General features: G+C 62.3%; 13 protein-coding genes. 8 read left to right on the top strand and 5 right to left on the bottom strand.

Annotation, left to right across the window (positions count from 1 at the left end):
• Window positions 1-217 (top strand): hypothetical protein (locus ATY75_RS34880; protein WP_210199547.1); only part of this gene is annotated, 217 nt, incomplete at its 5' end.
• 214 nt (window positions 218-431) lie between these two features.
• Here ATY75_RS34880 and ATY75_RS04830 read toward each other — a convergent pair.
• The 3 genes from ATY75_RS04830 to ATY75_RS04840 all read right to left on the bottom strand — a co-directional run bounded on the left by ATY75_RS04830 (window position 432) and on the right by ATY75_RS04840 (window position 4,475).
• Window positions 432-1,601: an alpha-D-ribose 1-methylphosphonate 5-triphosphate diphosphatase gene (locus ATY75_RS04830; RefSeq protein ID WP_088936661.1), complete on the bottom strand. Its 1,170-nt coding sequence runs from the start codon at window positions 1,599-1,601 to the stop codon at window positions 432-434.
• Window positions 1,602-1,749: 148 nt separating this feature from the next.
• Window positions 1,750-2,340: an NUDIX domain-containing protein gene (locus ATY75_RS04835; protein ID WP_088936662.1), complete on the bottom strand. Its 591-nt coding sequence runs from the start codon at window positions 2,338-2,340 to the stop codon at window positions 1,750-1,752.
• Window positions 2,337-4,475, bottom strand: a complete 2,139-nt coding sequence (locus ATY75_RS04840) for a molybdopterin oxidoreductase family protein (RefSeq protein WP_088936780.1) — start codon at window positions 4,473-4,475, stop codon at window positions 2,337-2,339. The genes ATY75_RS04835 and ATY75_RS04840 overlap by 4 nt, the downstream gene beginning before the upstream one ends.
• An 81-nt stretch (window positions 4,476-4,556) precedes the next feature.
• On the opposite strand from ATY75_RS04840, the gene ATY75_RS04845 reads away from it, so the two are divergent.
• Window positions 4,557-5,426 (top strand): 23S rRNA (adenine(2030)-N(6))-methyltransferase RlmJ, encoded by an 870-nt coding sequence (locus tag ATY75_RS04845; RefSeq protein ID WP_088936663.1) that lies wholly within the window; start codon window positions 4,557-4,559, stop codon window positions 5,424-5,426.
• 58 nt (window positions 5,427-5,484) lie between these two features.
• Complete coding sequence (locus ATY75_RS04850; RefSeq protein ID WP_064837972.1) at window positions 5,485-6,081, top strand: glutathione S-transferase family protein; 597 nt, start codon at window positions 5,485-5,487, stop codon at window positions 6,079-6,081.
• A gap of 79 nt (window positions 6,082-6,160) precedes the next feature.
• Here the strand turns inward: ATY75_RS04850 and ATY75_RS04855 are convergent, their stop codons facing one another.
• Window positions 6,161-6,796, bottom strand: a complete 636-nt coding sequence (locus ATY75_RS04855) for an outer membrane protein (RefSeq protein WP_064837971.1) — start codon at window positions 6,794-6,796, stop codon at window positions 6,161-6,163.
• Window positions 6,797-7,161: 365 nt separating this feature from the next.
• Here ATY75_RS04855 and ATY75_RS04860 point away from each other — a divergent pair, with 365 nt between their 5' ends.
• From ATY75_RS04860 to ATY75_RS04880, 5 genes are all read left to right on the top strand, one after another.
• A complete protein-coding gene (locus ATY75_RS04860; protein ID WP_088936664.1) occupies window positions 7,162-7,929 on the top strand; it encodes an SDR family oxidoreductase in 768 nt (255 codons plus the stop codon).
• Window positions 7,926-9,968 carry an excinuclease ABC subunit UvrC gene (gene uvrC / locus ATY75_RS04865; protein WP_088936665.1) on the top strand — a complete coding sequence of 681 codons (2,043 nt, stop codon included), beginning with the start codon at window positions 7,926-7,928 and terminating at the stop codon, window positions 9,966-9,968. The genes ATY75_RS04860 and uvrC overlap by 4 nt, the downstream gene beginning before the upstream one ends.
• Window positions 9,969-10,173: 205 nt before the next feature.
• Window positions 10,174-10,764: a CDP-diacylglycerol--glycerol-3-phosphate 3-phosphatidyltransferase gene (gene pgsA, locus ATY75_RS04870; protein WP_003587473.1), complete on the top strand. Its 591-nt coding sequence runs from the start codon at window positions 10,174-10,176 to the stop codon at window positions 10,762-10,764.
• Window positions 10,761-11,015 carry a molybdopterin converting factor subunit 1 gene (gene moaD / locus ATY75_RS04875; RefSeq protein WP_088936666.1) on the top strand — a complete coding sequence of 85 codons (255 nt, stop codon included), beginning with the start codon at window positions 10,761-10,763 and terminating at the stop codon, window positions 11,013-11,015. The genes pgsA and moaD overlap by 4 nt, the downstream gene beginning before the upstream one ends.
• Before the next feature lie 193 nt (window positions 11,016-11,208).
• On the top strand, window positions 11,209-11,670 hold the full coding sequence (locus ATY75_RS04880; RefSeq protein WP_088936667.1) for a molybdenum cofactor biosynthesis protein MoaE: 462 nt from the start codon (window positions 11,209-11,211) through the stop codon (window positions 11,668-11,670).
• Here the strand turns inward: ATY75_RS04880 and ATY75_RS04885 are convergent, their stop codons facing one another.
• Complete coding sequence (locus ATY75_RS04885; protein ID WP_088936668.1) at window positions 11,671-12,567, bottom strand: branched-chain amino acid ABC transporter permease; 897 nt, start codon at window positions 12,565-12,567, stop codon at window positions 11,671-11,673.
• Window positions 12,568-12,570: the final 3 nt, after the last annotated feature.

The raw sequence follows: 12,570 nt of genomic DNA on the forward strand, positions 1-12,570 counted from the left end.
GTTCGCAAATCCAGAGAAAGAGGTCGCACCATCATTGCCGGCCTCCACACCAGCAATGACCTTGAATCACAAAATCAAAGGCAAGGGAATCTCCGCACGATTCCGATTAGCGCTGACAGACTCTAGTTTCCACTCCGCTCAGGTTTTGGTCGGCCCGGTGTCGCATGACCCCTACTCCTCCTTGAAGGCCGGCGCGACCCTTTCTCCTTTTAGTTGATATACGCATGGAGGTTGAAGTAATTATCGCAGCAGAAGCTAAAGTTTTAATAGCGACGAGATCAGGCTGCTGACAGCAGGAGGGTCTCAGCAAATTAGGTCGATGCCCGTCGTCACAGCTGCGAACCGCGCGACAATAGGAAAATCGCGGCGGTTCCTTTGGTCAGCCCACACACACGTGGATCACACTTCTGGACGACAAACTCGCGTTAAAACTAAGCCGCCAGCGCCCGCAGCGGATGCAGGGTGCCGTCGCTATAGACGAAGCGGCCGGCGCGGAAGGTGGCGCGGATGCGATGGACTTCACCCGGTTCGACCGCCACCAGATCGGCCCTCTGGCCGATGGCGATTTCGCCGCGATCCGAGAGGCCGGCGGAGCGGGCGGCGTTGCCGGTCGCCATGGCGACGGCTGAAGGCAAGCCGCCTTCCACCATCTCGGCGAGCTTGAAGATGCCGGGCACGAAGGCGGCCGGGTGATAGTCGGCGGCTATGACGCTCAAGAGGCCGGCCCTGGCGGCATCCAGCGCGCTGAGATTGCCCGACATCGACTGGCCGCGCAGCGCATTGGGCGCGCCCATCAGCGTCCAGAGGCCACGGCGGCGCGCCTCTTCGGCGGCGGGCGCCGTCACCGGGAACTCGCTGATGGTGACGCCGAGATCGTGCATTTCCGCGACTTTCTCGACACTGTCATCATCATGCGAGGCAAGCGACAGCTTATGCTTCAGCGACAGCGCGACGATCTCCTTCAGCTTGGCCTCGATCTCGGGATTGCTGCGCATGGCGATGCGTTTGGCGACGATCTCGGCGGCCATATCCTCAGAGATGGCGCGGCGCTCGGAAATGCTGAGGATGTAGCTTTGCAGGTTGTTGTATTGGCCCTGCCCCGGCGTGTGGTCGGTCAGCGAAACCATATCGATCTGGTCGGCATTGAGCAGGCGCTCGAGTGCGGCAGCGGCGCCGACATTGGTGATTTCGTAGCGGGCGTGGACGCGGTGGTCGATCAGCAGATCATCGCGCAGGCGGTTGATGCCCTCGATCACCGCCGAGGTGGTCTCCAGCGAGCGGACGTGGCCGTAAACACTTTCGGTGGCGAAAGAGACGGCGGCAAAGGCCGTGGTGACACCGGCGGCGGCCAGCTTCTTGTCGAGCTCGTGGATGCCGAAATCGATCGGCATCGTCGCGTTCGGGCGCGGCGCGATCTCGCGCTCGATCATGTCGCCGTGGAGATCGACGAAGCCCGGCATCAGCAGCCGCCCGCCGCCATCGATGGCAGCCCCGGCGACCCGCTCCGGCCTGATTTCGGCGATGGCGCCGTCTTCAACCCGCACGGAACCTTCACTCACCACCTCGTTGGGGAGAACGAGGGTGAAATTGCTGAGCCACATGGGCTTTCTCCTGACCGCATCGATGATTGACAGACCGCAGCGGATAGAACCGCTTCGTGACAAACGTATGAACTTTTCGAACGCCAGAACCGCGATACCGAAACCGTCTTGAGCCCAACCCGGCGGGTTGCCCGAGACCGCTCACCCGCTATCGAAGCTTATTCCTGTTCAACAAGGCCCATTGCAGCAGCATGATCGTCTTGGCGTCGAAGATCTCGCCGTTTTCGATCATTTGGGCTGCCTCATCGAGCGGGACTTCGAGAACCTCGATATCCTCGTGCTCCTCGTCCAGGCCGCCGCCTTCCGCCACGCGGTCGGCGATGTCGATCAGCGAGACGAAGAAGTGAACGACTTCGGTGATGGCGCCGGGCGAGCTGTAGCATTTGAAGAGGAAACGCGCGTCGCGCAGGTGGTAACCGGTTTCCTCCATCGCCTCGCGGCGGATCGCCTGTTCGGGATGATCGTCATCGAGGAGGCCGGCCGGCACCTCCATCATCCAGGCGGGATCGCCGTTCAGATGGACGGGAAGGCGGAACTGGCGGACGAGAATGACGAGATCGCGTTGCGGATCATAAAGCAGGATGCAGGCGGCGTGCGTGCGGTGGTAGACCTCCCGCTTCAAGCGTTGGGTCGCGCCCTTGCGGTCGATATAGTCGAGCAGATAGCTGCTAAGCTTTGTCCAACCATTCGACAGCGTTTCCGCGCTGACGATCTTCACGCGTGATTTCGGCTGCATCATGCTGCGTCCTTGCGAATCCAGACCTTGTTATCGTGCACGGCCGCCCCGCCATAGGGCGCGACCGGGTCGGCGCCTGTGAGGACATTGATACCCTCGCCGTCGATATGCGCCTTGTTCGGCCAGAGGCCCTCGGCGATCAGCACGCCAGGCTTCACGTCGGTGGTGATGCGGGCGTGGATGCGCAGATCGCCGCGGCTGTTGCCGATTCGGACGAGATCGCCATGGGCGATGCCGTTGGCTTCGGCGTCGGCCGGATTGATCATCACCTCAGGACGGCCCTCCTTTTGACGCGAGGTCTTGGTCTCGGCGAAGCTCGAATTCAGGAAATTGCGGGCGGGCGAGGTGGCGAGGCGGAAGGGATGCCCGGGATCGGCGACTTCGATGACATCGACCTGATCGGGGAAGGCGGGAAGCTCGGCATGCGGCCCGAGCAGGCCGACCGCCGCCGGCGGCTTGTTCGGCGCCGGCTGATCGATCCAGTCCGGGCGGAAATGAAACTTGCCGTCGGGATGGGCAAAGCCGTTCAGGAAATGCGCCTCCTCGAAGGCCGGCTGACGATCGAACCATTTGTGTTCTAGGAAATGCTCGTAATCCGGCAGGCCGCTCGATTCCAGTAAGCGATCGACCATTTCGCGGGCTGAAAAGCCGAAGCCGGGGCGATCGGCGACGCCGAGGCGTTTGGCCAGTTCCTCGATGACGAAGAGATTGGTACGCACGGTCGGCGGCGGCTCGACCAGCTTCGGCCCGAGCAGGATATGGTTCTGGCCGCCGGCCCGGTAGATGTCGTCATGCTCGACGAACATCGTCGCGGGAATGACGATGTCGGCGATCTCGGCCGTCTCGGTCATGAACTGCTCGTGCACGGCGACGAACAGGTCGTCGCGGGCAAAACCGCGTTTGACGAGGCGCTGCTCGGGGGCGATGTTGGCCGGGTTGGTGTTCTGGATCAGCATCGCCGTCACCGGGCCGCGATGGCGCAGCGCCACCGGATCGCCGGTCAGCACCCGGCCGATCTGCGACTGATCGAGCATGCGGATATCGCCGTCTTTCATCGAGCGGCCTGTCAGTTCCGCATTGTTCATGCGGAAGATATCGTTGTTGGAATGGAAGGCGCCGCCGCCCTCATACTGCCAGGAGCCGAGCACGGTGGCGACCGAGGCGGCAGCATGCATGGCGACGGCGCCGTTGCGCTGGCGGGTGAAGCCGTAGCCGAGGCGGAAAAAGGTCTTCTTCGTCGTGCCGACGAGGCGGGCAAAGGCTTCGATCTCCTCGACCGAAAGGCCGGTGATATCGGCCGCCCATTGCGGCGTCTTGGTTTTCAGATGGACTTCGAGGCCGGCGGGATCATCGGCATAGCGCGCCATGTAGTCGCGGTCGGCATGGCCATCGCGGAAGGCGATGTGCATGACGGCGCAGGCCAGTGCCGCATCGGTGCCGGGCCTGACGATCAAGGCCATGTCGGCCTGCTTCATCGTCGGATTGTCGTAAATGTCGATGACGACGATCTTGGCGCCGCGCTCCTTGCGCGACTTGATGGCGTGGGTCATCACATTGACCTGGGTCGAGACCGCATTGGTGCCCCAGATGACGACGCAATCGGTGCGGCCCATCTCGCGCGGATCGGGGCCGCGCAGCGTGCCGGTCGCCACGGTGAAGCCGGTCCAGGCCGGATTGGTGCAGATCGAAGAGAAGAAGCCGGAATAACGCTTGGCGTGACGCAGGCGATCGATCGAATCGCGCTGTACCCAGCCCATGGTGCCGGCATAGAAATAAGGCCAGATCGCCTCGCTGCCGTCCCGCGCCTCGGCCTTCACGAAGGCTTCGGCAATCTCATCCAGCGCATCGTCCCAGGAAATCTGCTGCCATTGCCCTGCCCCCTTGGCGCCGGCGCGGCGCAGGGGATGCATCAGGCGATCGGGATGATAGAGCCGCTCGGCATAGCGGGCGACCTTGGCGCAGATGACGCCGGAGGTGTAGGAGTGATCATTGGCCCCGCGGACGCGGCCGATGCGGCCGTCCTCGGATATGTCGACCTCCAGCGCGCAGGTGGAGGGACAGTCGTGCGGACAGGCGGTGTGGCCTACCCTGGTGTCCGGCTTCGGGGATTTGGCGTGGATGGGGGTCGCAATGTTCATGGCATTTGTATATTCCAAGCCTTGCACGGCCAAAAGCCACAAACTTTCCCATGACGCGAATTCATACGGACATCACCGAAAATGAACTACCGCCACATCTATCATGCGGGCAATTTTGCCGATGTGCTGAAACATGCCGTGCTGGCGCGGCTGATCCGCTACATGCAGAAGAAGGATGGCGCCTTCCGCGTGCTCGACACGCATGCCGGCATCGGGCTCTACGACCTCTCCTCCGAAGAAGCGCAGAAAACCGGCGAATGGCTCGACGGCATCGGCAAGCTGATGGAGACCGATCTCGGACCGCAGGTTTCCGAACTGCTGGAGCCCTACCTGACAGCCATCCGCGAACTCAACCCCGAGGGCGGCATCCGCTTCTATCCCGGATCGCCGAAACTGGCGCGCCTGCTGTTCCGGCCGCAGGACCGGCTGTCGGCGATGGAGCTGCATCCCGAGGATTTTGTCAGGCTGCACCGGCTGTTCGAAGGCGACCACCATGCGCGCGTCACCGAGCTCGACGGCTGGCTGGCGCTCGGCGCGCATCTGCCGCCGAAGGAGAAGCGCGGCATCGTGCTCGTCGATCCGCCTTTCGAGGAAGAGGACGAATATCAGCGTCTGGCCGAGGGGCTGGAAAAGGCCTATCGCCGTTTTCCCGGCGGCACCTATTGCCTGTGGTATCCGCTGAAAAAGGGCGCGCCGATCAAGGAATTCCACGAGAGGCTACAGGCGCTCGACATTCCGAAAATGCTCTGCGCCGAACTTTCCGTTCGGAGCGACCGCGGCATCACCGGATTGACGGGCTCGGGCCTCGTCATCGTCAACCCGCCCTTCACGCTGAAGGACGAGCTGCACCAGCTGCTGCCAGCATTGAAGGACCATCTGGCCCAGGACCGCTTCGCCTCGCACCGGGCCTTCTGGCTGCGCGGCGAGACCAAGGCGGTGAAGGACGATTGACCCATTAACCCGGTTCGGGAATAGTCCGCCGCAGTTTCACAATCTCGTCAGGTATCTCATGAAGCTCCTTTGGTCGCCGCCCTCCCCCTATTCCAGCAAGGTGCGGATGGCCGCGCATTTCCTGGATCTCGAGTTGAACGCCATCCGGGTCGACACCAATACGGCGCCGGCGATCCTGGTGGAGAACAATCCGCTCGGCAAGATCCCGACGCTGCTGGCCGATGACGGCGCCTCGGTCTTCGACAGCGTGGCGATCATGCACTATTTCGACCGGCTGGCGAAGGGCAAGCTCTATCCCTCCAAGAAGGGCAAACGCACGGATGCCGACGTCCTCGAATCGCTCTGCGACGGCATCTGCGATTGCCTGCTGGCGATCATGTATGAGCGGCGTTTTCGCGATGAGGAAAAGATCCACCAGCCCTGGATCGACCGGCAATGGAAGAAGGTGACGAGCGGGCTTGCGCATCTGAGTGCCAAGCCGCCGAAATTGGGCAAGAAACTCAACGGCGGGCATTTCGCCTTGGCCGCCACGCTCGGCTATCTCGATCTGCGCTTCAAGGGCCAGTGGGAAGCCGATCATGCACCGCTGATCGACTGGTTGCGGCAGTTCGAAAAGAAATTCCCAGCCTATCAGGAACTCAAGACCCAGGCCTGAGCGCCTGGCAACAACAGGCGAGCAGCAAAAAGCCGGGCGACGTGCCCGGCTTTTCCATGTTTGAATAATTCCGTTCGGCTTAGAACTTGACGCCGATACCGAGCTTGACGCTGTTCTCGTCGTAACCGCGCGAGAAGCTGCCGGAGTCGAGGTCGTAGTCCTTGCTCTGATAGTCGGTGTAGCGATATTCCAAGCGCGTCGTGATGTTGTTGGTCACGAAGGCTTCGACGCCGGCGCCGACGGTATAGCCGTAATTCGTCTTGCTTTCGTCCGAGGTGCCGTCGGAAACCTTGATGTTGCCGAGGGCGAGACCGGCCGTGCCGTAGAGCAGGAAGGGGTTCATGTCGTAGCCGACGCGGCCACGGACGGAGCCGTTCCAGCCATACTTGTTCTTGACGCCGCCCGAGGAAACGTCGTCGCCGCTGTAGCCGAGATCGGATTCAACGCCGTAAACGATCTGGCCCTGCTGCCAGTTGTAGCCGGTGAAGACCTGGCCGCCGAAACCATAGGTGTGACGGTCGGAACCGAAGTCACCCATGTTATAGGTGCCGGCGCCGCCGAGGTAGAAACCTTCCCAGCTGCCGGCCGGCTTGACCGGAGCGTCCTGGGCGACCGGTGCTTCCGGAACCTGGTCGACGGCATCGGCCGCCTGAGCTGCCGAGACGCCCGCAATTGCAAAAACGGAGGCCATGAGGCCAGCAATGAGTACACGCATACTTAGTCTCCTTTCAGTCCCGCACCGCTTATCATCTGTCTATCAGTGAAGCATTGGCGGGATATTGCCAGATGTCCCTTCCGGATCGAGACTGAAATTGGAACTCAAATGCGGATTTGAAAGAGCCAAATTGTGATATCATTGTGGCTGCCGCATGGCCGAAATTCGATGTTGCTTTGTCGCAACATACACTTCATTAACCTTACTGAAGGGTTAAACTTAAAATACTTATTTTAAGAAATCGCATTCTTAAATAATACATAGAATATCCCGCCCGCGGACGCAACCACAACGACCTATTTATATAATCTCCGCCCGCGCCTATATAGTCGGCAGACAGACTCGCGGGATTAGAAGGCAGGATTTTGAACCACAAAAGACTTCGCTCGGCCCTTGTAACAGGGGCTGCTAAAAGAATAGGCCGGGCAATCGCCGAAGACCTTGCTGCAAATGGCTTTTCCGTCGCGATCCACGCAAACGGCTCCCTCGCTGAAGCCGAAGAGTTGGCGGCGGAATTGCGGCGGAAGGGATTTCGGGCGATCGCGCTCAAGGCCGACCTTACCGATATCGGCGAAACAAGCGAGCTGGTCACAAAGGCGTCGGCAGCGCTCGGCCCGCTTGATCTGCTCGTCAACAATGCGTCGATCTTCCAGAATGATTCCGTTCGCAGTTTCAACGCCGACACCTGGGCACTGCATTTCGACCTGCATGTGCGGGCGCCCTCGATCCTTGCCGCGGCCTTCGCGCAGCAGATACCCGGCGAGGCCGCCGGGCTGATCGTCAACATCATCGACCAGCGGGTCTGGGCACTGAGGCCCAGCTTCTATTCCTATACGCTCTCCAAATCGGCGCTGTGGACGGCGACGCAGACGCTTGCCCAGGCGTTGGCGCCGGCCATCCGCGTCAATGCCATCGGCCCCGGCCCGTCGATGCCGAGCGAACGGCAAGCGCAGGAGGACTTCCAAGCACAGGTCTCAGCCCTTATCCTGCAGCGAGGGCCGGCGCTGGAGGAATTCGGACAAACGATTCGCTTCCTTTACGACACGCCCTCGATCACCGGCCAGATGATTGCCCTCGACGGCGGCCAGCACCTTGCCTGGCAGACGCCCGATGTGGCGGAGATTACGGAATGAACGGACGAAAGCTGCCGGATGGCGGCGTTCTCTACGACGATACGGATGAGAGCGAAGACGAGATCGAGGTGGAAGGCGACGTTTCCGCCGCCACCCCGCTTGCGGCTGGTGTCGACTGGAACGCCGGCAGCCTCAACGAGACCGGGCTCATCGGGGCCGAGCTGATCGGCGAATTTGTCAAGCGGCTGCCGAACAGCCCCGGCGTCTACCGCATGTTCAACGCCGAGGGTGACGTGCTCTACGTCGGCAAGGCGCGCAGCCTGAAGAAACGCGTCGGCAATTACGCCGTCGGCCGCGTGCATTCGAACCGCATCGCCCAGATGGTGCGCCAGACGGCGAACATGGAATTCGTGACGACGCGCACGGAAACCGAAGCGCTGCTCCTGGAAGCGAATCTGATCAAGCGCTTGCGGCCGCGCTTTAATGTGCTGCTGCGCGACGACAAGTCCTTTCCCTATATCCTCATCACCGGCGATCACCGGGCGCCTGCCATTTTCAAGCATCGCGGTGCGCGGGCGCGAAAGGGCGACTACTTCGGGCCGTTCGCTTCGGCCGGCGCGGTCGGGCGGACGATCAATTCGCTGCAGCGCGCCTTCCTGATCCGCACCTGCACCGACAGCGTCTTCGAAACGCGCACCCGCCCCTGCCTGCTCTACCAGATCAAGCGCTGTTCCGGACCGTGCACCCACGAGGTCAGCGACGGGGGTTACGCCGAACTGGTGCAGGAGGCGAAGGACTTCCTCTCCGGCAAGAGCCAGAAGGTCAAGTCGCATATGGCCGAGGCCATGAACCAGGCGGCCGAGGATCTCGACTTCGAGCGGGCGGCAATCTATCGCGACCGCCTGGCCGCACTTTCGCATGTGCAGAGCCATCAGGGCATCAATCCGGCCGGCGTCGAGGAGGCTGACGTTTTCGCCATCCACCACGAGGGCGGCGTCTCCTGCATCCAGGTGTTCTTCTTCCGCACCGGACAGAACTGGGGCAACCGCGCCTATTTCCCGAAAGCCGATCCGCAGCTGTCCGGCGCCGAAGTGCTGAATGCCTTCCTCGCGCAATTCTACGACGACAAGCCGGTGCCGAGGCAGATCATGCTGTCGGAAACGATCGAGGAGATGGAACTGCTCGCAGCCGCGCTCAGCGAAAAGGCCGGCCACAAGGTTTCGATCCTGGTGCCGCAGCGCGGCGAGAAGCGTGATCTGGTCGACCATGTCGTGGGCAATGCCCGCGAGGCGCATGGGCGAAAGCTTGCCGAGACGGCGTCGCAGTCGCGGCTGCTCGAAGGCTTCAAGGACACGTTCGGGCTTGCCTATGCGCCGCAGCGCATCGAGATCTACGACAACTCGCATATCATGGGCACCAATGCCGTCGGCGGCATGGTGGTCGCGGGGCCGGAAGGCTTCGTCAAAAACCAGTACCGCAAGTTCAACATCAAATCGACCGACATCACCCCCGGTGACGACTTCGGCATGATGAAGGAAGTGATGACGCGGCGGTTCTCGCGGCTGATCAAGGAGGAAGGCATTCCCGACCGATCGGCGCAGACGGCCACTGCCGACGCCGCAGACATGCCCTTCCCGGCCTGGCCCGACGTGATCCTGATCGACGGCGGCCAGGGGCAGATGACGGCGGTGCGCGCCATCCTCACCGAACTCGGCATCACCGACAGCGTCATGGCGATCGGCATCGCCAAGGGCGTCGACCGCGATGCCGGGCGCGAGCGCTTCTTCCCGCCGGGACGCGAGAGTTTTACCCTGCCGCCGCGCGATCCGGTGCTCTATTTCGTCCAGCGCATGCGGGACGAAGCGCATCGTTTCGCCATCGGCTCGCACCGGGCCCGGCGCAAGAAGGAAATGGTCAAGAACCCGCTCGACGAGATCGGCGGCATCGGCCCGTCGCGCAAGCGCGCGCTGCTGCAGCATTTCGGCACGGCAAAAGCGGTTTCGCGCGCCGCGCTCTCCGACCTGATGACGGTGGAAGGCATCTCGGAAGCGGTCGCCAAGCAGGTTTATAACCATTTCCACGATGACGCCGCGAAATAACCGGCGTCCGTCGCAAATTCCACGCAAAGGCAGTGAAAAGACAGAAAGAATGTTGACGGTCCGCGGTCAAAGCCGTCATCTACCGCATCGGCCCGAAAATCGGACTCGATTATCAGGAAAGTACGATGCGTCGGTTCAAAGTGTTACAGCGTCCTGAAAAGACGCGCGGCGCTGTAGCGGTGCATCCATTCAGAGAAACGATCCCATGGCATCGCGTGCGTACAGCATCCCCAATCTTCTGACCTACGGCCGTATCCTCGCCGTGCCGCTGATCGTTCTCTGCTTCTTCATCGAAGGCAGGCTGTCGATCAGCAACACGGCGCGCTGGGTGGCGCTGTGGATCTTCGTCATCGCCTCGATCACCGATTTCCTCGACGGCTATCTCGCGCGCATTTGGAACCAGACGTCGAATATAGGCCGCATGCTCGACCCGATTGCCGACAAGCTGCTGGTGGCCTCGATCCTGCTCCTGGTCGCAGCCGACCAGACGATTGCCGGCTGGTCGATCTGGGCGGCGATCACCATTCTCTGCCGCGAAATCCTGGTGTCCGGCCTGCGCGAATATCTGGCGGCGCTGAAGGTTAGCGTGCCGGTGACGCGGATCGCCAAGTGGAAGACGACGCTGCAGCTCGTCGCCATCGCCTTCCTGCTCGCGGGTCCTGCCGGCGACGAGATTTTCCCCTATACGACGCAGACCGGCATCGCGCTCTTATGGATCGCCGCATTGCTGACCATCTATACCGGCTACGACTATTTCCGCGCCGGGCTGAAACATATCGTGGATGACGAGGAATGACGCGGCTTGTCTATTTCGCATGGGTGCGCGAGCGCATCGGCAAGGCTGAGGAGGAGATCGACCTCCCCTCCTCCGTCGTCACCGTCGCCGATCTTCTGAATCATTTGAAGACGCTGGGCGAAGAATATGAGGCCGCACTTCAATATCCGGACGTGATCCGCGTGGCGCTCGACATGGAGCATGCCGAGCATGACGAGCCGATAGCAGGCGCGCGGGAGATCGGGATATTTCCGCCGATGACGGGAGGGTGATCGGGATGAGGGCGGGCGCGGCATGTTCCCCCTTCTCCCCTCGGGGAGAAGGTGCCCGAAGGGCGGATGAGGGGGCCGCCGGGAGCAAGGCTGCCCTTCGCTTGCGCTCAGTGCGTTCGCGGCTTTCGCCGCTCACCCCCCTCATCTGTCCTTCGGACATCTTCTCCCCGCCGGAGAGAAGGGGGAGGTTGCATTGACCGTCACCCCCACCATCCGCGTCCAGCGTGAAGACTTCGACCTGCAGACCGAGGTCGACCGCCTCTCCAAAAACAACCCCGGCATCGGCGCCATCGTCACCTTTTCCGGCCTCTGCCGCGATGACGGCGGCACGCTTGCCGCTCTCGAACTCGAACATTACCCCGGCATGGCCGAAGCCGAGATGATCCGGATCGGCGACCTTGCCATTACACGTTTCGGGCTGCTCGGCCTCACCGCCATCCACCGCTACGGCAAGATCGCCGTGGGCGAGAATATCGTGCTCGTCGTCGCGGCCGCGTCGCACCGGCAGGCGGCGTTCGATGGCGCCAACTTCGTCATGGATTTCCTGAAGACCGCGGCCCCTTTTTGGAAGAAGGAGCACGCTAGGGATGGCGGCGCCGGCGACTGGATCGCGGCAAAGGATGCCGACGACGCGGCGCGCGACAAGTGGAAGTAATCAGAGCACCACTCGCTCCCTGCGGCTCATGACCAAGAGCAGGACGAGCAGTGAGAAGATGACCAGATCGCGCCAGACGAAGGGGCCGTAGGCGCCCCATAGGGTTTCGACGACGGCAAGGCCGGCGGCGCCGCCGGCCGAGCGCAGCGGGTCGGAGTAGCCGCCGACGGCTGATATCAGCAGCACTTTCAGCCCGAACATCAGGCCGGCGCCGAAATCCATCGAGCCGTAATAGAAAGTGGCGAGGATGCCGCAGATCGTGGCGACGAGGGCGGCTGCCGCATAAGCGACGAGAAAAACGCGGTCGGCGCTGGTGCCGCAGAGTTCGGCGGCCAGCGGATCGTCGGTGACGGCGCGCCAGACGCGGCCGCAGGCCGTGCGCCTGAGGATCAGCGTCCCCACGGCGACGATGGCCGCCATCAGCGCGGTATCGATCAGTTGGATATAAGTCAGCGTCACCTTGAACGGGCCGTCGCTCCAGAACACGACCGTACCGTTCAGGAAAGGCGGCAGCCAGATGGCGCGGGTATCGGCGGCGAGCCGGGCGGTTTCCATCAGCACGATCATGATGCCGAGGGCGGCGACGATCACCGTATTCGGGGATCTGCTGACCAGCGGCAGCATGATCGATCGGCCGATCCACAGGCCCGCTGCCAACGAGTAGACGATCGCAGCGCCGGCGCCGACGGCAAGGGCTGCCGGCAGCACCAGCCAGAACTTGACATAGGCGAGTTCGGTGAAGAGCAGCAGGATCTGCCCTGCGAAGGCGAAGATCGCCCCATAGGTGATGTCGGCCCGCTTGGTCACGCCGAAGGCGACGGAATAGCCGAAAGCGAGCGCGGCATAGAGGGCCGCGAGCGGAACCGCATTCGCCAGCTGCTGCAGAAGATAGGCCATCCC

It is taken from the genome of Rhizobium sp. N122, from assembly GCF_002211295.1.
Taxonomy (GTDB): Bacteria; Pseudomonadota; Alphaproteobacteria; order Rhizobiales; family Rhizobiaceae; genus Rhizobium.